The organism is Polynucleobacter sp. MG-Unter2-18 (assembly GCF_018687675.1).
Lineage (GTDB): Bacteria > Pseudomonadota > Gammaproteobacteria > Burkholderiales > Burkholderiaceae > Polynucleobacter.
The window spans coordinates 515943-537423 of the sequence record NZ_CP061302.1 but is presented as its reverse complement, the minus strand read 5'-3'; the positions used below and the strand labels follow the sequence as shown (position 1 = coordinate 537423).

At 45.7% G+C, this 21481-nt stretch carries 18 protein-coding genes, 1 other RNA gene, 1 pseudogene and 1 riboswitch; of the genes and pseudogenes, 10 read left to right on the top strand and 10 right to left on the bottom strand.

Annotation, left to right across the window (positions count from 1 at the left end):
• The 4 genes from frc (C2759_RS02880) to C2759_RS02865 form a co-directional block, all read right to left on the bottom strand.
• Complete coding sequence (gene frc, locus C2759_RS02880; protein WP_215356162.1) at window positions 1-1248, bottom strand: formyl-CoA transferase; 1248 nt, start codon at window positions 1246-1248, stop codon at window positions 1-3.
• Window positions 1249-1490: 242 nt separating this feature from the next.
• Entirely contained in the window at window positions 1491-2741 is a 1251-nt protein-coding gene (frc, locus tag C2759_RS02875; RefSeq protein ID WP_046329772.1) for a formyl-CoA transferase, read from the bottom strand.
• 87 nt (window positions 2742-2828) lie between these two features.
• Complete coding sequence (oxc, locus tag C2759_RS02870; RefSeq protein ID WP_215356161.1) at window positions 2829-4538, bottom strand: oxalyl-CoA decarboxylase; 1710 nt, start codon at window positions 4536-4538, stop codon at window positions 2829-2831.
• 209 nt (window positions 4539-4747) lie between these two features.
• A complete protein-coding gene (locus C2759_RS02865; RefSeq protein WP_215356159.1) occupies window positions 4748-5365 on the bottom strand; it encodes a Crp/Fnr family transcriptional regulator in 618 nt (205 codons plus the stop codon).
• Window positions 5366-5435: 70 nt separating this feature from the next.
• Window positions 5436-5651: riboswitch (cobalamin riboswitch) on the top strand.
• 147 nt (window positions 5652-5798) lie between these two features.
• Here C2759_RS02865 and C2759_RS02860 point away from each other — a divergent pair.
• The 8 genes and pseudogenes from C2759_RS02860 to C2759_RS02825 all read left to right on the top strand — a co-directional run bounded on the left by C2759_RS02860 (window position 5799) and on the right by C2759_RS02825 (window position 12079).
• The gene (locus tag C2759_RS02860) at window positions 5799-7754 is read left to right on the top strand and encodes a TonB-dependent receptor domain-containing protein (RefSeq protein WP_215356157.1); all 1956 of its coding nucleotides are present in this window, start codon (window positions 5799-5801) and stop codon (window positions 7752-7754) included.
• Between the two features lie 6 nt (window positions 7755-7760).
• Complete coding sequence (locus tag C2759_RS02855) at window positions 7761-8666, top strand: ABC transporter substrate-binding protein (RefSeq protein WP_215356155.1); 906 nt, start codon at window positions 7761-7763, stop codon at window positions 8664-8666.
• Window positions 8666-9643: an iron ABC transporter permease gene (locus tag C2759_RS02850; RefSeq protein ID WP_215356154.1), complete on the top strand. Its 978-nt coding sequence runs from the start codon at window positions 8666-8668 to the stop codon at window positions 9641-9643. Before C2759_RS02855 ends, C2759_RS02850 begins: the two co-directional genes overlap by 1 nt.
• On the top strand, window positions 9640-10401 hold the full coding sequence (locus C2759_RS02845) for an ABC transporter ATP-binding protein (protein ID WP_215356152.1): 762 nt from the start codon (window positions 9640-9642) through the stop codon (window positions 10399-10401). Before C2759_RS02850 ends, C2759_RS02845 begins: the two co-directional genes overlap by 4 nt.
• Before the next feature lie 51 nt (window positions 10402-10452).
• On the top strand, window positions 10453-10737 hold the full coding sequence (locus C2759_RS02840; protein WP_215356150.1) for a hypothetical protein: 285 nt from the start codon (window positions 10453-10455) through the stop codon (window positions 10735-10737).
• Window positions 10712-10942 (top strand): annotated as a pseudogene (locus tag C2759_RS10635) (cell division protein ZapA); the annotation flags it as partial. The gene C2759_RS02840 and the pseudogene C2759_RS10635, both read left to right, overlap by 26 nt.
• Window positions 10943-11041: 99 nt before the next feature.
• Window positions 11042-11260, top strand: a non-coding RNA gene (gene ssrS / locus C2759_RS02830) — 6S RNA.
• Complete coding sequence (locus C2759_RS02825) at window positions 11261-12079, top strand: sulfite exporter TauE/SafE family protein (RefSeq protein WP_046329765.1); 819 nt, start codon at window positions 11261-11263, stop codon at window positions 12077-12079.
• An 18-nt stretch (window positions 12080-12097) separates the two neighbouring features.
• On the opposite strand, the gene C2759_RS02820 is transcribed toward C2759_RS02825, so the two are convergent.
• The 6 genes from C2759_RS02820 to C2759_RS02795 form a co-directional block, all read right to left on the bottom strand.
• Window positions 12098-13621 (bottom strand): malonyl-CoA synthase, encoded by a 1524-nt coding sequence (locus C2759_RS02820; protein WP_215356148.1) that lies wholly within the window; start codon window positions 13619-13621, stop codon window positions 12098-12100.
• A 48-nt stretch (window positions 13622-13669) separates the two neighbouring features.
• The gene (locus C2759_RS02815; RefSeq protein WP_215356146.1) at window positions 13670-14665 is read right to left on the bottom strand and encodes a tripartite tricarboxylate transporter substrate binding protein; all 996 of its coding nucleotides are present in this window, start codon (window positions 14663-14665) and stop codon (window positions 13670-13672) included.
• Between the two features lie 107 nt (window positions 14666-14772).
• Window positions 14773-16077, bottom strand: a complete 1305-nt coding sequence (locus C2759_RS02810) for a malonyl-CoA decarboxylase domain-containing protein (RefSeq protein WP_215356144.1) — start codon at window positions 16075-16077, stop codon at window positions 14773-14775.
• Between the two features lie 129 nt (window positions 16078-16206).
• Window positions 16207-17004 (bottom strand): prolipoprotein diacylglyceryl transferase, encoded by a 798-nt coding sequence (lgt, locus tag C2759_RS02805; protein ID WP_215356142.1) that lies wholly within the window; start codon window positions 17002-17004, stop codon window positions 16207-16209.
• Window positions 17005-17023: 19 nt separating this feature from the next.
• Window positions 17024-17488 carry a DNA polymerase III subunit chi gene (locus C2759_RS02800; protein ID WP_215356140.1) on the bottom strand — a complete coding sequence of 155 codons (465 nt, stop codon included), beginning with the start codon at window positions 17486-17488 and terminating at the stop codon, window positions 17024-17026.
• Window positions 17489-17491: 3 nt separating this feature from the next.
• Complete coding sequence (locus C2759_RS02795) at window positions 17492-19087, bottom strand: leucyl aminopeptidase (protein ID WP_371816918.1); 1596 nt, start codon at window positions 19085-19087, stop codon at window positions 17492-17494.
• A gap of 124 nt (window positions 19088-19211) precedes the next feature.
• Here C2759_RS02795 and lptF point away from each other — a divergent pair, with 124 nt between their 5' ends.
• Complete coding sequence (lptF, locus tag C2759_RS02790; RefSeq protein ID WP_215356138.1) at window positions 19212-20327, top strand: LPS export ABC transporter permease LptF; 1116 nt, start codon at window positions 19212-19214, stop codon at window positions 20325-20327.
• Window positions 20324-21478 carry an LPS export ABC transporter permease LptG gene (gene lptG, locus C2759_RS02785; RefSeq protein ID WP_215356136.1) on the top strand — a complete coding sequence of 385 codons (1155 nt, stop codon included), beginning with the start codon at window positions 20324-20326 and terminating at the stop codon, window positions 21476-21478. The genes lptF and lptG overlap by 4 nt, the downstream gene beginning before the upstream one ends.
• Window positions 21479-21481 lie beyond the last annotated feature (3 nt).

Sequence of the window (21481 nt, the reverse complement as noted above, 5' to 3'; positions counted from 1 at the left end):
TTAGATCACCTTATCGTGGCGCAGAGCAATCAGCTCGTCGGTTGAGTAGCCCAGTTCACTCAGAATTTCATCAGTATGCTCACCTAATAATGGTGAACGCGTCACATCAGTTGGGCTATCAGACATCTTGATTGGATTACCTACAGTGAGGTACTTGCCACGAATTGGATGATCTACTTCAACCACGGTTCCGGTCGCACGCAATGCGGGCTCTTCAGCGATTTCTTTCATTGACAAAATTGGGCCGCATGGAATGTCGTATTTATTCAAAATATCCATGACTTCAAACTTAGTCTTAGTCATGGTCCACTTTTCAATTTCACCAAAGATTTCCATCAAATGTGGGAGGCGAGCCATTGGGGATGCAAAACGCACATCCGTAATCCAATCCTCACGACCAATCACTTTACAGACTGCCTCCCAAACTGGCCCTTGCACGATAACGTACATATAGGAGTTTGGGTCTGTTTCCCAGCCTTTACATTTCACAATCCAGCCTGGTTGACCGCCACCAGAGGCATTACCAGCACGAGGTACAGAGTCACCAAACTCTCCGTTAGGGAATTGTGGGTACTCTTGCATCAAGCCATTACGCTCTAAGCGCTGTTGATCACGCAGCTTCACGCGGCATAAATTTAATACGGCATCTTGCATTGCTGCCAATACTTTTTGACCACGGCCAGAGTGTGTGCGCTGATAGAGCGCTGTAACGATACCCAAAGCTAAATGCAATCCAGTACCGCTATCGCCAATCTGCGCACCAGTAACCATTGGAGGACCATCATCAAAACCTGTGGTCGATGCTGATCCGCCAGCACACTGAGCGACGTTCTCATACACCTTACAGTCCTCGTAAGGGCCGGGACCAAAACCTTTAACTGAAGCCATAATCATCATTGGATTGAGTTCCTGAACGCGTTCCCAAGAAAAACCCATACGATCTAATGCACCAGGGGCAAAGTTCTCAACCAGAACGTCACACTCTTTAATTAAGCGCTCCAGAATTTCCTTACCTTTTGGAGTTTTGGTATTCACAGTGATTGAGCGCTTGTTATGGTTCAACATTGTGAAATACAAACTATCTGCATCCGGGATATCGCGCAATTGGCCACGAGTGGCATCACCCTCACCAGATTTTTCTACTTTGATTACATCGGCACCGAACCAAGCGAGAAGCTGAGTACAAGTAGGGCCAGATTGAACGTGCGTGAAGTCAAGAACCTTGACCCCTTCTAATGCTTTTGCCATGATTAAAGTCCTAATAAGAATAAAATTTTGAATTGGCGCAATTTTACCAGCGCCGGATTTTGGCGCAATACGGGATGCCTATTTATTAGGCATCCTCGCTATTAATGCCCAAGAATAGCCATTTGGCTGCAAACTCAGGACTTTTTCATAATCGAGCAAAGGAGCTTTGTTACCGATAATGCGTAAAAAAAGGCGCCCACATGGAGCGCCTTTAAAGCTAAAACGAATACTACTAATCGTTATTAAACTGCTTTTGCTGCGTGCAACTTAGCGATGTCATCAGCGCTATAGCCAAGGTCAGCCAATACTTCATTCGTGTGCTCACCCAATACTGGTGATGGACCCACTTCGATTTCCAAATCAGAGAACTTAATTGGGCTACCGATAGTCAAATACTTACCACGTACTTTGTGGTCCACTTCAACGATAGAACCACTCTTACGCAAGTCAGGTGATGCAGCCAATTCTTTCATTGACAGCACTGGTGCGCAAGGGATGTCGAACTTACGGAGGATGTCCACAGCTTCGTACTTAGTCTTATCCTTAAGCCACTCTTCGATTGTTGCGAAGATATCAAAAATCTTATCTTGACGCGCTTCTGCAGTCATGTACGCTGGATCAGTTGCCCACTCTGGCTTGCCCAAAGCTTTAGTAATTGGCTCCCAAGCATGACCTTGAATAGTGAAGTAAATGTAGGCGTTTGGATCTGTTTCCCAACCCTTACACTTCAACACCCAACCTGGCTGACCGCCACCACCAGCGTTACCGCCACGTGGAACTACGTCAGTGAATGTACCGTGCGGGTACTGTGGGTACTCTTCAAGGTAACCAACTTTGTCCAAACGCTGTTGGTCGCGCAACTTCACGCGGCACAAGTTCAATACGGCATCTTGCATTGAGCAGGATACTTTTTGACCCTTGCCAGTTTTTTGACGCTGCATCAATGCAGTCAAAATACCAATTGCCAAATGCATACCAGTGTTGCTATCGCCCAAAGCAGCAGCAGAAACTGTTGGAGGACCATCCCAGAAACCAGTAGTAGAAGCGGCACCGCCAGCACACTGAGCAACGTTCTCATAAACCTTTAAGTCTTCGTATGAGTGACCATCGCTAAAGCCTTTTACAGAAGCCATGATCATCTTTGGATTCAATTCTTGAATTCGCGCCCAGCTAAAACCCATACGATCCAAAGCACCTGGACCGAAGTTCTCAACCATGACATCAGAAGTCTTGATCATCTTCTCTAAAACTTCTTTACCTTCTTGAGTCTTGGTATCCAAAGTTAATGAACGCTTGTTACCGTTCAACATAGTGAAGTACAAAGCATCAGCACCCGGAATATCGCGCAACTGGCTACGAGTTACGTCGCCGGAACCTGGACGCTCAACTTTAATTACGTCAGCACCGTACCAAGCCAACAACTGAGTACATGCAGGACCTGCTTGTACGTGTGTGAAATCGATGATGCGAATGCCGTCTAATGGTTTAGTCATATTTGATTCTCCTTAAAGTATTGCTTATTTATTGCTAAATTTAGTTCAAAAATATTACGTATTAATTACCGATAAATTGCCTACAAATTAATGCTTAACAGCGGCAGTTGATGGATTCAAGTTGGTTAATCGTCCACTTTCTGTACCAGCAGTTTCATCAATCACAGCATTGATCAAAGCAGGCTTACCTTCAGCAATCGCCTTAGTTAATGCAGCCTCTAATTCTGCTGGGGTAGTCACGTAATAACCAACGCCACCAAATGCCTCAATCATTTTGTCGTAACGGGCATTTTTCACAAACACTGTTGGCGCCACATCAGCACCGCCAGTAGGGTTCACGTCTGTACCACGATAAACACCGTTGTTGTTAAACACCACTGTTGTGATTGGCAGGTTGTAACGGCAAATCGTTTCTAGCTCCATACCGCTAAAACCAAATGCGCTATCGCCTTCAACCGCAACTGTAGGCAAGCCACTCGTTACAGCAGCGCCAATGGCGTAGCCCATACCGATGCCCATGATGCCCCATGTACCAGAGTCAAAACGTTTGCGTGGCTTGTACATATCCACAATTGCACGGCAATAGTCGAGTGTGTTTGCACCTTCGTTTACCAAGTTCACGTCTGGGTTCTTCTTGATCACATCACGAATAGCGCGCAAAGCACCATGGAAGTTCATTGGTGAAGCTTCTTTGGCTAATGTTTCAGCCATCTTCGCCAAATTCTTATCTTTTTTCTCGTTGATTGCGCTGATCCACTCGGCAGAAGGCTTTGGTACTGAAGCAATACCTTTTAGGAGTTCGCCAACAACAGAGCCAATATCACCAATCAATGGGGCATCGATTTGTACGTTGCTATCCACTTCGTTTGATTGAATATCGATCTGAATAAATTTCTTAGGATCTTTACCCCAGGTCTTGCCCTTACCGTGTGCAAGCAACCAATTCAAGCGCGCACCAACCAACATCACTGCATCAGCCTCAGCCAATACAAATGAGCGCGCTGCAGAAGCGGATTGTGGGTGGTTGTCTGGCAATAAACCTTTAGCCATCGACATTGGCAAGTACGGAATACCAGACTTCTCTATCAATGCACGAATGTCAGCATCAGCTTGAGCATAAGCAGCGCCCTTACCCAAGAGAATCAATGGACGCTTGGCGCCCTTCAATACATTCAATGCACGCTCGATTGCATCAGGCGCAGGGATTTGACGTGGAATTGGATCGATTACTTTAAAGATTGATTTCTTGGCTTCTTCAACAGGCATTGTTTGAGCTAACAACTGTGCTGGCAAGTCTAAGTACACGCCGCCTGGACGGCCAGAAACAGCCGCACGAATTGCGCGCGCAAAACCGATACCGATATCTTCAATATGATTGATACGATATGCAGCTTTGCAATATGGCTTGGCTGCATTGAGCTGATCCATCTCTTCGTAGTCACCTTGTTGCAAGTCAACAATCTCACGCTCACTTGAACCAGAGATCAAAATCATTGGGAAGCAGTTCACGGTGGCATTTGCCAAGGCTGTTAATCCGTTCAAGAAACCTGGTGCTGACACAGTCATGCAGATACCAGGCTTTTGAGTCATGTAGCCTGCAATCGCTGCAGCATTACCAGCATGTTGCTCGTGACGGAAACCAATGAAGCGCAAACCTTCAGCTTGAGCCAAACGGCATAAGTCGGTAATTGGAATACCAACGAGACCAAAAATGGTGTCTAAGTCATTTGCTTTTAAAGCATCGATGACGAGATGAAAGCCATCAGTGACTTGGGTATTTTGATTATCTGTTGTCATAGAAATTTATAGTTAATTACACCGCCCGAACGTCAAGTGCGCTCAGTGCAATTTAGCTTTCGCTAACTGTCTCCAATTAAGTTATTAGTAGTGCCACGGGCAAGAAAACTCTCCCGTTGAGGCTGATACGAATGTTAGGCTCTGGGATCGGGTTCATCATTGACTTCGGTCAATTTCCCCTGAAATCTAGAAACATCTAGGCCTGCTAATTAGACAAAGAGCTCTTTGTGCTTTGTTTTAAGGCGGCTCAAAGTCTCTGGGGAGAGATTAAGATAAGCAGCCAGCTCTTTTTTGGGGAGCAACTCAAATAAGTCTTCGTATTTACGCAAGAAGCGCTCTACCCGACCTGGTGCATCAAGCATATGCAGTGTGATGGTATGCGCCATGATCTCACTCATTAAGCGCATTACTTCAAACTCAAAGCTCTCTTTGAGGGGCTTATGGGCATCTAGAAATTCAGCCCACTTCTTTAGGGGCATACGGGCAACTCGCGCCTTGGTAACGGAGGCAATGCTATACGGGGCAGCCGTCTTCAGGCGCCAAGCCGCATAACTTGTTTCAATATCTTTTTCGATGGCGAATCGCAAAATCATTTCTTTTGCATCAGCACTAGAGACAATTCGCTTCAAAATCCCATCTAAAACAAAATATTGCTCCATCTGATGGTCGCCTTGATGGAGCAGGATTTCTGATTTTTTCAGGTCTGAAATCACTAAATGACGCTCTAATTCAGCCATCGCTTCAGGATCCAGACTTTTTAACACCGAGTTTTGGCTCAACTGCAAACGAATCAGGTTTTTTTCGGGGTGTTTATCTAATGCTGTCATGAATCCTTGTTCCTAGAGAGTGCATTGTAGGCTTTTTTGACGCCCACAACGGCTTAACCCCATTTATAGGATAGAATTAAAAGGTCGTGGTGCTTTGTTGCAATGCAATAAAGTTAAACGGGAAACACTAAACGTGTGCTGCCCCCGCAACGGTAAGTAAATGCACCTTAACTTCAAGGTAAAGGTGTCAGGAGTCTGAATAAGCCACTGTGCGCGTCAATTGCATGGGAAGGCCAGATTCTGAGGTTTACTAGCCCGGATACCGGCCAAGACAGGTGGAATTTTGCGGACGGGGACCTTCGCGCGCCGATGAAGCATCTCCTGCCAGGCTGGCAAGATGCCCAATTGACGCCTAAGTACTCTCAATGTGAAATTCTGTTCGACCCAGCTTACGGGGAAGTTAGCTAGGTGATTCGAAGGCAGAAGGTTCATCATGAAACAGCAGTTCAGTAATAAGGCAATACTCGCCCTACTTTGTGGCGCAGCAATCACACTCAGCACAGCAGCAATTGCCCAAACCAATCCATCGGTTTCGGTAACAAACTCGCCAAATCCAATGAATCCAATCATTGTGACGGCAACTAGAACCCCGACAAAAGCAAATGACGTTCTAGCTGATAACGTCTACATAGGTCCAGAAGAAATTGCACAGGCAGGTCAAACCAGCCTTGTCGAATTACTTCAGCGGCAACGCGGCGTTGAAATATCAACGGTTGGAGGGGCGGGATCACCTGCGAGTATATTTTTACGCGGAGCCAATTCAAATCAAACACTAGTGTTGATTGATGGTGTGAGAACACAATCGGCGCTTTCAGGAAGCTCTACCTTACAAGCCATTCCACTTGGAATTATCGATCATATCGAAATTGTTTTTGGACCACAAAGCAGTCTTTATGGTTCGGACGCGATAGGCGGTGTTATCCAAATTTTTACCAAGAAAGGAGTTGGGGCTGCAAAAGTTTCAGCGTCAACTGGCTATGGAAGCTATGGAACTAGCATCACTGATGCTAGTTTGTATGGATCGCTAGGTGAAAAAAATAATACTAGCTATTCATTGAGCGCAAGCCAAGAGATATCCACTGGTTTTTCAAGCATTGCCAGCAACAATCCCTGTAATCCGAACACACAATCAAGTGCAACCTTGGCCAGCAATTTTTGTAACAGCCCAAAACTTTCAATGGGAAGAACTGGTTACACCAAGAGTGGTGCCTCAGGACGACTATCTCAAGAGTGGGATAAAGGCCAAGAGGTTGGCATTCAATTCTTAGCTAGCCGTCTGGAAAATCAATATCCAGTAACTTCATACTATGGAGGAGGCATCGGAGACCAAGTTAATAATCTTGGAGTATTTTCTGCATACTCAAATAATCAAATTAATCAATACTGGAAAAGTAGTCTTCAGTTATCTCAATCCTACGATTTGGGACAATACATTTACACATCAGGAAATCCAGTTACTAAAACTAAGTTGTCCACTTACACTTGGCAGAATGACTTGAATATTGGCGAGGACTTGCTGCAACTCATTGCGGAACGAAAAACTGCAAATGCAATCGCAAATGATGGGAACATCAATCAGGATCAAAATACAAATACCTTAGCAGGAGCCTATAAGCTGCAAAGGGGAAGTCATTTAGCAAATCTCGCACTGAGAAACGATAGCATCACCGGATACGGACCACAGACAACTGGAAGTGCTTCGTATGGATACTTTTTTACACAGCATGTCAGAGGAAATATTAACTATGGAACAGGGTTTAAGGCCCCCTCTTTTTATGACTTGTACTATCCAGACTATGGCAACACCAGTCTACAGGCTGAGAAAAGTAAAAATACAGAAGTAGGCTTGCATTATGAGTCGCGAGCATTGGATCTTCATGCCACTGTCTTCAACAGTACGATTAGCAACTTGATTCAATATACAACTACATCACCTCCATGTACGACTGCTCAACTAAATGGCTCCCAAGGCGGTTGCGCGGGAAATGCTGGGGTTGCGAAGGTCTCAGGAGTTTCTTTAGGTGGCGTCAGCAGAATTTCTGATCTACTGCTCAGGGCGTCTTTCGACCAACAAAATCCGGTTGCTCAAACTACCGGCTATTTATTAGCGAAGCGTGCAAGGCAATTCGGAAATATTGCTGCGGAATATTTGATCAAATCTACAAAAGTTGGAGTTGAGGGAACGTTTCAAGGTGGGCGCTACAACTCTGGTAACTCAAACTACATGGGCGGCTATGGTCTTTACAACTTATACGCCAGTCATGAGCTTGAAAAAAATCTGAGCCTTTTTGGTCGATGGAACAACGTATTTAATAAAGACTATCAACTAAGTTATGGATACAACACTCCAGGTTCAAACATCTTTGCGGGCATTCGCTACGCAATGTAGATAAATATGAAAAGCTTCACTCAACCCTCGATCCTCACGCACTATTTGGCGGTCGGGGGGTTTTTATTTCTACTAGGATTCTCCTTAGCTATTTTTGCTGCATCGGTTTCGGTGGTTGACGATCGGGGTGTTGTGGTGATGTTTGATAAACCACCACAGCGTGTTGTAAGTCTTCTCCCCTCTCTCACTGAGTCCGTTTGTGCCTTGGGAAAGTGTGGTGCTTTAGTTGGTGTAGACCGATTCTCAAATTGGCCACTATCAATTCAAGAATTGCCTAAGCTAGGTGGCATGGGCGATGTCAATATCGAGCGTATCGTGCAACTCAAGCCAGATATTGTGTTGCTGGAAAAAGCCTCACCCGCGATTGCAAGACTAAACTCTTTAGGGGTCAGAACATTTGCACTTGATGTTAAATCAATGGGTGACGAGGAGCGAGCCCTTAAAAAACTAGATACCTTACTGGGAACATCTGAGAGTGCGCGAGCTTGGAATCAGATTCAGAAGGAGATTATGCGCGCCAATAAACAACTCTCTTCCAAGGGTGGAAATATTAGCGTGTACTTTGAGGTAAATCCTGCACCATTTGCGGCAGGTAGAAGCTCCTTTATCGGGGAAATTCTGACTCAGTTAAATTTGATTAATATCATTCCAGAATCTCTCGGACCATTTCCTAAAATCAATCCTGAGTTCGTGGTGCAGGCTAAGCCTGATGTGATTCTCCTCACCGAATCTACTACTAAAGATATTCAGAAGCGTCCTGGATGGAATTCGATTCCAGCAGTAAAGAGAAATCGCATCTGCAGTTTTACTACTGATCAAAATGATGTCTTAGTTCGCCCCGGACCACGCATGGGAGAGGCAGCACTGATCATTTCTCAATGCATACAAGAGAAGATGTCATCATCTCAATAATGCAAAAAAATCATCTTCTTGGAAAGCTATCTGGTCTGCTTATTTTTAGTGCTGTCTTAGTACTGATGGGCACCCTACTGGGCAGTACTGGTGCCAACTGGAATTTCATTAATTCTGACCAAACTCTGGTTTTTGATATTCGGCTTCCACGATCATTAGGGGCTTACTTTGCAGGAGCATTATTGGGGCTTGCTGGCGGTATTGCCCAAAGCCTATTTCGCAATCCTTTGGCCGACCCCTATTTACTTGGAAGTGCATCGGGCGCACTACTAGGTGTGGGCAGCATCCTTTGCTTTGCTTATCTTGGCAACTCTTGGCTAGAGATCATTGGTCTTAATGGTGGCGCATTTCTTGGAGCGTTAATTGGTGTTCTGGCCTCATTAATTTTGGCGGGCGGCTACCGCAGTTCCTTGCGCCTCTTATTATCCGGGGTAGTAATTAGTGTGATTTTAGGTGCTGTAAATTCCATGCTTACCTTTATTCGCCCTGACCTATTTCAAAGTATTCAGTCATTCATGTTGGGCAACACCACACTACTAAGTTGGTCTGGTGTCGAGATCATGACCATCGTTTTAGCGCTTTGCCTGCTTGTTACCCTCATCATTAGCCCTGTACTCGATGCGCTATCACTAGGTGAAAATACAGCTCGTACTTTAGGCTTACCTCTAGATCAGCTACGCCTAGTATTGATTGGCATTCTGGCTCTTGCGACTGGTTGTGCTGTTGCTCAAACTGGCTTGATTGCTTTTGTTGGATTAGCAGCTCCACACATGGTTAGAAAGTTTTCTGGCGGACGGCAACGAGTACAGCTTTTATTCTCCTTTTTAGGTGGCGGAATCTTGTTGCTTACTTCAGATCTGATTGCGCGCACCCTCTTTGCTCCAATTGAAATTCCGGTTGGCCTTGTCACTGCAGTCTTGGGTGGCCTATATTTACTGGCACTACTAAGAAGAACATCTCTTGGAGGGCGTCCGTGAAAACCCACCAGCTCAATTTATATAGAGGTCCATGCGCCATTCTCTCTGACCTGAATATAGACATTCCACAGGGCAAATGGACTAGTGTTATTGGACCTAATGGCGCAGGTAAGTCATCCCTCTTACAAGCGATAGCTGGCTTACTCAAGCGGGATGGCTCAATCACCATTGACGATGTAGATATATCTGCATTTACTAAAAAAGATCTTGCTAAGAAAATAGCTTGGCTTGATCAGGGCTCGAGTACTCCAGATGAACTGGGCGACTCGCTCAGCGTCTATGAGGTCGTCATGTTAGGGCGACTACCTCATCAAGGCTGGCTACATTTACCCTCTGAAATCGATCATCTATTGGTCGAGCAGGCCTTGAAGCAGAGCGATGCTTGGCATTTACGCCAACGCCCTCTTCAGCAAATATCTGGGGGCGAGCGTCAACGAGTCTTATTGGCACGCCTGATTGCTGTGGGCTCCGACATTCTTTTAATGGATGAACCGCTAGCGAACTTAGACCCCCCTCATCAAGCCGATTTTTTGAAAGGGCAAGTCAATTTACTGGAGCAAGGGAAAACTTTGGTCACTGTTTTGCATGAGATTCATTTCGCGCTCCGAGCCGACCATGTGATCATGCTCAATAAAGGCAAACTGCATTTTCAAGGATCCAGTCAAGATCCTGCAACCCATCAAGCCCTGGTTGCCCTATTTGATGGCCGTATTCGATTAGAAAAGCTTGGTGGAGATTGGATAGCTTTACCCAACTAAGCCCAAAATCGGGGGTTCCACAAAGCATTTCCCTAAGGCTACAATGCCTATATGACCGAGTACACCCCTCACGTCCCAAGCGACTCCGCTGAACCTGATCCGATAGCCGCATCTCTGCAGAGGCTAGCCGGAAAAATTCAGCTCATTTCTGATGCCGTTAAAGCGCTGCATCAGGATCGCGTACAACTTGAGACCAAAATTGAGGATGCACAAAAACGGGTTCAGCATATTTTGAGTCGCCTGCCAGAGCAGAGTGATGGACGTCAATTGAACTTGCTCAGTGAGCCCGTGACACCAACTAATCCAGAGGATGACAATGAGCCAACAACGCATTGAAGTAACCCTCGCCGGTCAAAAAATTACTTTAGCTACGAGCACTGAGCATGAGCCGCTGCTTCGTGCAGCTTGCACATTAGTCGATGAGCAAATTCAACTGGCAATTAATGGTGGTAATCGCAGCATTGAACGTGCGAGCATGATGGCCGCGCTGAAGATTGCAGGTGATCTCATTAAGCTACAAACTGCATCTCAAATTACTTCAGCACAGAGCAGTTCATCCAACTCTAATTCAGAAGAAATTACTCGACTCCAGAATGAAATTTATGCTCTGGAAGATCAGGTGGATGCCCTGATGCAAACTCTTTCCCTGCCTGGTTCGCCAAGGCCAATAGTTCCTTGAACCGATGCGCAAGCATCAGGAACGATCTTTACACTGCGGGCGTGAGCGTTTCGAATTTTCACAGTGGCAGCTTCGCGCTGTTCACTCCCTGAACTTCTTAATGCACCCGAAGCAGAGTAGCCGTTCCACCTTGAACCTTAGGGTTCAGGATGACGGCCTAGCGGCTAAGGCGGGGAATTCATGTCGATAGCCGATATCGCAATGCTAATGTTGTGCGGAAGCATATCGGGCTTTCTAGCAGGTCTCTTAGGTATTGGAGGCGGCATGATTTTGGTGCCATTCATGATTGTGGTCTTCAATCATTTAGGGTTTAGCCAAAACATCATCGTACATATGGCTATTGCGACTGGTATGGCTACTATCCTCTTCACCACCACCTCAGCCATCTGGGCGCATCACAAACACAACTCGATCGATTGGAAGTTAGTGGCAGCACTCAGTCCCGGCCTAGTGATTGGCAGCCTAGTTGGTGGTAGTGAGATTTTTGAGGCGATCAACACCTCCTGGCTATCCCTCTTCTTCGCCATTTTTATTGTCTACACCTCGATCCAAATGATCATTAATAAAAAGCCTACGGCTGGACGAGAATTACCCGGTGCATTTGGTCTTTTCTCATTTGGAGCGCTAACAGGCGTAATTGCGAGCCTAGTAGGTGCAGGCGGAGCATTTATTACTGTGCCGTTTATGCTTTGGTGCAACGTCAAACCACATACTGCGATGGCCAGTTCTTCAGGCTTAGGATTTCCGATTGCAGCTGCAGCGACGATCGGTTACATGTATGGAAGTTGGGGCAACCCTAACCTTCCCGAAGGTTCACTTGGGTTTGTTTACGTACCAGCAGTACTCTGCATTGTGGCAGTCAGCATATTCACCGCCCCACTAGGCGCAAAGATGGCCAGGAAGCTCAATGTAGCTCAGCTCAAACGCATCTTCGGTGTCATGCTCTTTATGCTTGCAGCCTTCATGTTTAATGAAAGCCGCAAGGCATTTGGTTTTTAAGAAACCGACTTACTGCTTTTAGCTAGTGTATTGCTGACGCAGAATATTCTTCTGAACCTTACCCATTGCATTACGAGGTAAGTCAGAGACAATCTCTAAACGCTTAGGAATCTTAAAATTTGCGATTTGTGTTTTTAGTGTTGCAATCATGGCCTGGGAGTCCAACTTAGCGCCTGCTTTTGGCACAACTACCGCCATTACCGCCTCACCAAAATCAGGATGCGGAATACCAATCACAGCACTCTCATCCACGCCGTCCATATCATCGATAAAACTTTCGATCTCTTTTGGATATACGTTATACCCACCAGAAATAATTAAATCCTTGCTACGTCCAACGATGCAGAGGTAATCCTTGGGTGCTTTACCACCATTAGCATCACCACCCCAGCGACCAACGTCACCAGTCTTGAACCAGCCATCTTTAGTAAATTCTTCGGCAGTCTTTTCTGGCATGCGCCAGTAGCCCTTAAATATATTCGGACCCTTCACTTGGATGCTGCCAATTTCATCAGTACCACAAGGCTTATTACTTTCATTCACCACGCGTACTTTGACACCAGGTAGAGGTAAGCCAACCGACCCACCTACGCGATTACCTTTATATGGATTAGAAACAAGCATCACAGTTTCACTCATGCCATAGCGCTCAAGAATGGGTTGCCCAATCACTTCTTTAAAAGAGTTAAATGTTTCAGTCAGTAGTGGAGCAGAACCAGAAACAAACAGGCGCATATTGCGCGTGACGCTCTTATTAAAGTTTTTATCTGCGAGTAGTCGAACATAGAAAGTCGGTACACCCATCATCACAGTGGAATTTGGCATGTGATGAATCAATTGCGCAGTATCTAGACGTGGCAACCAAATCATTTTGCTACCGTTAATTAATGCCCCGTGCGCAGCCACAAATAATCCGTGTACATGGAAGATTGGGAGCGCATGCAATAAGACATCACCTTTTTTCCAGCCCCAAAACTTTTGCAATACCTGTGCATTACTGCCCAAGTTTTTATGAGTCAACATTGCACCCTTGCTACGACCAGTTGTACCGGAGGTATACAAGATAGCCGCTAAATCATCATCCTTTACAGCAACAGTTTTGAACTTATCGCTTTGACCAGCGGCACGCTCTAATAAGGTGCCTTTGCGATCCTCATCTAAAGTAAAGACATGCTTAGTGCCAGCTTTAAAAGCAACCTTAGAAACCCATGAGAAGTTTTTGCTGCTACAGACAACTACCGCAGGCTCAGCATTCTCTAGAAAGTACTGAATCTCCGCCGCTTGATAGGCAGTATTCAGAGGTAGATAAACATAGCCTGCTTTTACAGTTGCTAGATACAGAAAGAGTGCCTCAGGCGATTTTTCAACCTGAACAGCAACACGAGATCCTGCTGGTAATTTGAGGCTCTTCAGTAGGTTTGCCATCTTGGAAGTAGCACGCTCCAGATCACTCCAGGAGTAGTACAAACCATCATGCGTTTCCAATGCACAAGCCTGCTTATCTTCTGGAAAACCTGTTTCCAACAAGGAATATAAATTCATTCGAGCCTCAAAAAACCAAACAATAAAAACAATTCAAACAACAACTAATTAATCTAAAGTAGCACCAGATTTCTTAACCACACCAGACCAACGCGCTACGTCGGCACGAACCTGCCTGCCGAAAGCTTCACCATACAAATTAGGCGTATCGGAACCGTTCTTTTCCCAGATCGATTTGAGCTTAGGTGTATTCAAAGCCTTTTGTACTTCAACGATCATTTTGTCTACGATTGGCTTAGGAGTACCAGCTGGAGCAAAAATAGAGTACCAAGTAGATACTTCATAATCAGGCAAGCCAGCTTCCTTGAAAGTAGGCACGTTCGGAATCGCAGTTGAGCGCTTATTTGATGCCACAGCAATTGCCACTAACTTACCGGCATTAATTTGTGGGGCTGAAGTTGCAAGACCATCAAATTCAAGATCAACTTGACCAGCTAACAAGTCATTCATAGCGGGGCCTGCACCACGATATGGAATGTGCGTAATGAAGGTACCTGTTTGAATCTTAAATAATTCACCAGCCAGGTGATGAACTGTGCCACTACCAGCGCTAGCAAAGTTATATTGGCCAGGATTCTTCTTCATGAGCTCAATGAACTCTTTAGCATTGCGTGCACTCACGCGCTGTGGATTGACCACCAAGACCTGAGGAACGTTTGCCAGCATAGCAACTGGAATAAAGCTCTTCTCAATGTCGTAATCTAAATTCTTATACATCGAAGGTGCAATAGTGTGATGGGTAGCACCAATGAACCAGGTGTAACCATCAGGAGCAGCCTTAGCAGCAACTGAGGCGCCAACAGTGCCGCCTGCACCACCGCGGTTATCAATAATGACTTGCTTACCCAGCTGCTCTGTTAACTGCGCAGCCAAAGGTCTTGCAAAAGCATCGGTTCCACCACCAGCTGGGAACGGATTTAAGAATGTGATCTGCTTAGCTGGCCACTCTTGCGCAAATACTGTAAGTGGGGCTGCACAGACTAAAAACGCTGCCTTCTTAAGCATGCTCAAAGAAAATGCTGACTTGTTTTTTTGATTAAACATTTTGTCTCCTTTTGGATCAATCTAATAATTGTCTTCATTTTTATAAATACAGGGCTTATTCTAAGGGTACTTAAGGCCTGCTGCAAAAGTCCATACAAGGGAAAACACTAGGGAGCCATGAGGCGGCCTACAGCTCTCGAATACACGATTTCACCATTGGCAAAGCGCTCATGGTTATCCTCCACGCTTCCCAGGTCGTAAAGGTAGTTGACCATCAAACCGGCGGATTGACGCAGCCCTTTGCGTGATAGATCGCCCGCCCAGTTCACCAGATGCAATTTGGCACCATTACCCAAATGAAATTTCGCCACCGGATTACCATCGCGCCCAGTTGAGGCAAGACCCAAATACAGGCTTGCTAAGCTCAATAAAGCTACTTTTTCTTTTTCAGAAGCTAAATCGGGGTGCCATCCAGCCGCTAAACGCTCAACCCAGGATTGACTCTCGAGCCCCAGCACTGCCAAAGCAGCATCTCGCGCCGCCTTGAGGTTTGGCTTCAGTCTATCGGCTGGCACGCCATCGCCTAAATTCGCACCAGCAGCCACCCAATCCATGAATCCTGGAATAGGCGACAAAGTCACAAAGGTTTTTATTCCAGGGAACTCTGCATGCAATTGTTCGGCTACCCGCTTAATTAAAAAGTTCCCCATCGATACGCCGCGAAGTCCAGACTCGCAATTGCTAATCGAATAAAAAACGGCGACTTTATATTGGGATGCCTGATCTACTGTTTCTGCTTTTTTATCAACCAAAGGTGTGATCACCGTTGGAATCTCAGGTAGGAGCGCCACCTCCACAAAAATGAGAGGCTCACTTGGAAGTTGCGGATGAAAGAAGGCAAAACAACGGCGATCTGGCTGCAGGCGGCGACGCAGGTCATCCCAACCATCAATCGCATGAACGGCCTCATGTTGAATCAGCTTCTCAAGGACCTCTGCAGGGGATTTCCAGTCCACCTGATGCATTTTCAGAAATCCCGGATTAAACCAAGAAGACAATAAGTGACGCATATCGAAATCCACGGCAGCCAACTCAGGCTTTTTATCCAATAGCTGCAATAAATCACGGCGCATTTGTACTACAGCTGCGGTGCCATGGCTGGCACGATTTAAGCGGCGGAAGAATTCTTGACGAGGAGACTCAGAAACTTTTTGCAACTGGATGTAATTGCGTGCACTAGAGTCAGCTACAAAATTTTGTGCCGCTTTCAGTACTGCATCTGCTTGAGGGTTGAGCTTCTCAAACAGAAAGGTAAAGAATGAAACGTATTGATCTTTTGACAACTTACGATAGTTGTTAACCACATCATCAGCCATGCTAAGCGCATTGGATTCTCCTCGCTCCGATATCAAGCGCTTGATAGCGTTATTTGCCTTAGACAAATTTCGAGCTTTAGTGAGCTTCTCCAGCATGGATTTCTTTCGATTGAGGTAAATATGGCCTGAAACTAAGCACAATCAGCAAAAAAACCAAGTTTTCATGGGTAATTAAGGTCATTTAAGGAACTTAACTACAAAAGAGCCAGAAAATCGGATTTTTAACTACTGATAAGCACCTGTTTTCGTATTTATCCTCACTATAAGGTAAATTCCGAAAATGATCATGGGTATAGAAAGCCACTGACCCATGGAAAGACCTAGACCTAGAAGCCCCAAGAAGGCATCTGGCTCTCGAGCGAATTCTGCCAAGAAACGACAAACACCATAACCCAATAAAAATAGGCCTGAAATCTGCCCCACCCTACGAGGCTTGCTGGAATAAATCCAAAGAATGATGCCTAGACAAATTCCCTCACCAAAAAACTGGTAAATCTGGGAGGGATGACGGGGAATGGAGTCAACCATTGGGAAAACCATCGCCCAAGGTAAGTCTGTCGGCCTGCCCCACAGTTCGCCATTAATAAAATTACCCAATCGACCAAATGCCAGACCAAATGGTACTAGTGGCGCAACTAAATCACTGACAACAAAGAATGAAACTTTGCGACGATAAGCAAACCAGAGCAATGCAAGCAAAACACCCAAGAGTCCGCCATGAAAAGACATGCCACCTTCCCAGATCTTGAAAATACTCAGGGGATTTGCGAGGTAGTAGCCTGGCATGTAGAACAAGGTGTAACCCAAACGTCCACCCAGTACTACGCCTAAGACACCAACAAATAAAAGATCCTCAAGGTCTTTATATGACCATCCCAAGGATTGGTATCGCGGAGCGCGTATACGCAAACGACCCAGTAATAAAAATTGAGCAAACGCCAAGAGATACATCAAGCCATACCAGTGGATGGCAAACGAGCCAATGCGAATTACGGCAGGATCAAATTCGGGATGAATCAACATACTGAGGCGCGAACAATAATCACGCTTTAGATTGATCGAAGTTGTGCAGCTCGTGACCTAAGTCACGATAAGTTTTGTAACGCTCACGACCAGCAAGGCGCTCCGCTTCATCAATCGTCACAACCTCCACAATTCGAGGAAAGCGGGCAAGTAAACCTGGAACGTCAGACGGCATACGCATTCCCAAATGAATCAATACATCTGCATGGGGAAGATGAGATAAAGCAGGTGATAGAAAATTATCTGACAGCAAAATGGGTGTATCAATTGCCACCTCATCTTCAATCAAGCAATGGGGCAAAAAATCTGTTGCACTAAATGCCCACAGTAATTCATCTAACTTTTTGAGATCTGCTTTCTCGCCCACCATCACAATATTGCGAACAGGCTCACCGACGGGCGTGGCACTCCAGATCTTGCGTGTTAAGCGACAAGCGTATTCCAGCTTGTTGCTAACATTGCCATGAAAATCAATCCGGGCCATGAATTACTTTTGCTCTAGTAAGTAATTTACAAGCAAGGGAACTGGGCGCCCAGTAGAACCTTTCGCAGCGCCACTCTTCCATGCAGTACCTGCGATATCTAAGTGAGCCCATTTATATTTCTCGGTGAAGCGCGATAAGAAACAGGCTGCAGTCACGCTACCTGCGGGACGTCCACCAATATTCGCCACATCTGCAAAGTTCGATTTCAACTGCTCGTGATAAGCAGCATCCAACGGCAAACGCCACACAGTATCTAAAGAGGCATGACCTGCCTTCGTGAGTGAACTGACTAATCCCTCATCATCAGAGAAAACGCCGCTATGTACATGACCCAAGGCAATGATGCAGGCGCCAGTTAAGGTAGCTACATCAATCACCGCCTTAGGCTTGAAGCGCTCAACATAAGTTAAGGCATCACACAGGATCAAGCGTCCTTCAGCATCGGTATTAAGAATCTCAATCGTTTGCCCCGACATACTCTTCACAATATCGCCAGGGCGAGTGGCATTACCGGAAGGCATATTTTCACAAGTCGGAATCACACCAATGACATTCTTTTTCAACTTCATCAAAGCTGTAGCGTACATCGTACCAATGACAGATGCGGCGCCGCACATGTCGTACTTCATCTCGTCCATCGCCTCACCAGGCTTAAGAGAAATACCGCCAGTGTCAAAAGTAATACCCTTACCCACCAGCACAATTGGAGCCTCACCTACTTTACCTCCGAGGTGACGCATCACAATAAATTGCGGTGGCGTATCTGAACCTTGGGCTACAGATAAAAATGAGCCCATACCTAAAGCTTCAATTTGCTTGCGACCCAAAACCTCAACCTTTAAACCAGTCTTTTTACTTAAGCCTTGCGCCGCCTTACCCAAATAAGTTGGCGTACAAACATTGGGAGGCAAGTTACCCAAGTCTTTGGCTAAGTTCATACCCTCAACCATTGCAGCGCCCTCGGGGACTGCAGCCTTGAGCTCCTTAGCACAAGCATCATTTCCAGCAAAAGTGAGATGGTTAAACGTATCTGCTTTATCTTTGGCCTTGAACTTCATTGCCGGTTGGCGAACCCCAAAGCGATATGCCTGGTCCCCGGCATACTGAATGGTCAAGCGGACTTCTTCGGCAATAAACTCTGCGCGATGGCCTAAAGCAAAACTTGGAATAAACCACAAAGCACTCTGGATGGAGCCACCGCTGAGTTGCTTTAATGCGGCGCGCGCAATTTTTGAATATGCACTCAAACTGCGTGCGTTAGAGGGAGTAATGTCACCCAAAGAAACCAAAAGAATGCGTTTTACTCTCACTCCAGAAGCGGCCCACGACTTTTCGGCACGAATTAAACAGGTTGAGGCCTGCTGAGTATCGAGGTCACCAACGAGATTGGCATGGGTGACAGAACCGCCAAGCAGACGATCTAATTCAACCAAAAGTCCAGATTTGGATTTGGCAGTCGCTAGAGCATCTAAGTCTGTCTTTGAGTAGGCCAAAACCAAACAGTCGGAGCTCTGCGCCACTAAAGTGGCAAGGCCTGCTTTGAGCTGCTTGGGGTTAATCAGATCGGCTTGCGCGAAAATCTTAGTGCTAAATTGGATAGTCATCATGTCTTGAGGTATTTTTAAGTCAATTCAAGGAAAAAAATGGGTGTTTATCCATTATCCTCCGAGATGCAGGTTCACATCTTGAGTGAGCCAATAACAGTGAACTCGCTATTTATTCATGATTTTTCACCAAGCCCTTCGCCGCGAACTCAGTTTTACGACTGGTGGCGTTTTTTTGGTCCTGGTTACCATCATGATTACCACTCTGGTTATCAGAATTCTGGGCTTTGCAGCCAATGGTGCTGTTAATCCAGAAGATGCTCTCGTCCTCATTGCGTTGGCCACTCTTGGTTATATGGCCGTTCTATTGACCGTCTCTCTTTTTGTGGCGGTTCTTATGGTACTAGTACGCTGGTACAAAGATTCAGAAATGATTGTTTGGTTTGCTAGTGGCCTCAGTATTGCCAGCCTCATTCGACCCATCCTGCGCTTTGCAGCGCCGCTCATCGTCATCATTGCCCTGCTAGCCCTTTTTGTTTGGCCTTGGGCAAACCGCGAATCCACCATCATTAGCCAGCGCTTTCAGCAAAGAAGTGATGTATCTATGGTTGCTGCAGGTCAGTTTAGAGAATCAGCCAAAGCCGAGCGTGTATTTTTCATTGAAGAGTTAGATGTTGATAAAAGCGAAGTGAAAAATATCTTTGCAGCAGAGACTAAAAATGGTCGCCTGAGTGTCGCCGTTGCCTCTACAGGATTTATTGAGAATGCAGAGCGTGGCGGCAAATCCATAGTGCTCAATAATGGCCGGCGCTATGAAGGAGTGCCAACGCAGCCTGATTTTAGGATTTTGGAGTTCTCCCAATACAGTACCCTCATCCAAAACAAGAACGTACTCGATCCAGCGCCGCGTGATCGTGAAAAATCGGTATCTGAATTGCTAAATGACCCCAGTGTGGCTGCCGTTAATTCTAATTATGCTGAATTACTATGGAGGATTGGTTTACCGCTAATGGCGCTTGGGCTTGTCTTAATTGCAATCCCGCTTGCCTACGTTAACCCAAGACTGGGTAATTACACGGCAATGTTTTATGCGGTGTTGACATACCTCATTTACAGCAACCTGTTAAATCTCACGCAAAACTTTGTGTCCCAAGGCAAAGTGAATGTTTTAGTGGCGGCTTGGCCTATACATGCCCTCGCTTTTGGCATGGCTTTTTTACTCATCCGTAATCGCATTAATCCATCCCTTAAGTGGTGGCGCCGTCAATTACCTTCATTTTTAGCCAATAGATGAAATATCTGTTTCCCTATATCTTTGAACGCTATTTAGCTAGGCAAATTTATGCTGCCTTTGGCTTCATTCTCTTTGCCTTAGTTGCACTATTCTTATTTTTTGACATCCTCAGTGAGCTTGGGTCAGTGAAGGGTCAATACACCTTGTCACTAGCATTACTACATGTTTTCTTGAAAGCACCAAGCCGCATTTCTGAAATTATTCCTATAGCTGGCTTGATTGGAAGTATCTACGTATTTGCAATGCTAGCAAGTCAATCTGAATTCACCATCTTACGTATTGCGGGATTGGATATGCGCAGGGGCTTAACTACCCTAGCGAAGATTTCGTTACCTTTAGTTATTGTGACGCTCGTGATGAGCGAGTGGCTTGGGCCTTACGCCGAAAGCTTGTCTGACCAGATTCGCATGAAAGCTTTGGGTTCATCCTATAGCTCTCAATTCAAAACTGGAGTGTGGGTTAAAGATCGCTTACGTGATAAGGATGGCAGTGGTCCAATTAGGCCGGGAGTTCGCTATGTCAACGTTGGCAAAATTGAACAAGATAATGAAATCAAAAATATCAGCATGTATGAGTTTGATGATGCTTATCGCCTGCTATCCTTTCGGAGCGCTGTATCGGGGCGCTTTGATCAAACTGGAACTTGGATTCTGGATGACGTCACCGAAACTCGCTTTAAAGAAACTAAGCAGGTCGACCCGCTGAATCCAGTCTATTCAGCGAAAACTGTTGCGCACCCGATTGTTAGCCTGAGCTCTGAAGTCACTCCACAAATTTTGAATGTACTCTTGGTCAGCCCAGAAAAAATGTCGATCTTTAGTTTGGGTCGCTTCATTTCTCACTTAATTGACAACAAACAAGATGCGCAAAGGCACTCTATTGCCTTTTGGAAAAAAGTGATTTATCCATTCACGATCTTTGTCATGCTGGCGCTGGCACTGCCGTTTGCCTACTTAAAGGTTCGGGTAGGCAGCGTTGGAATTAAGGTATTTGGCGGCATCATGCTGGGCATGAGCTTCCAACTCTTTAACTCGCTCTTCTCAAATGTGGGGCTTTTAGGATCATGGCCGGCATTGCTGACTGCCCTTACACCTCCATTGGTCTATTTCATTTTGGCAATGGTAGGTTTACGTTGGGTATCTAGAGCTTAATAC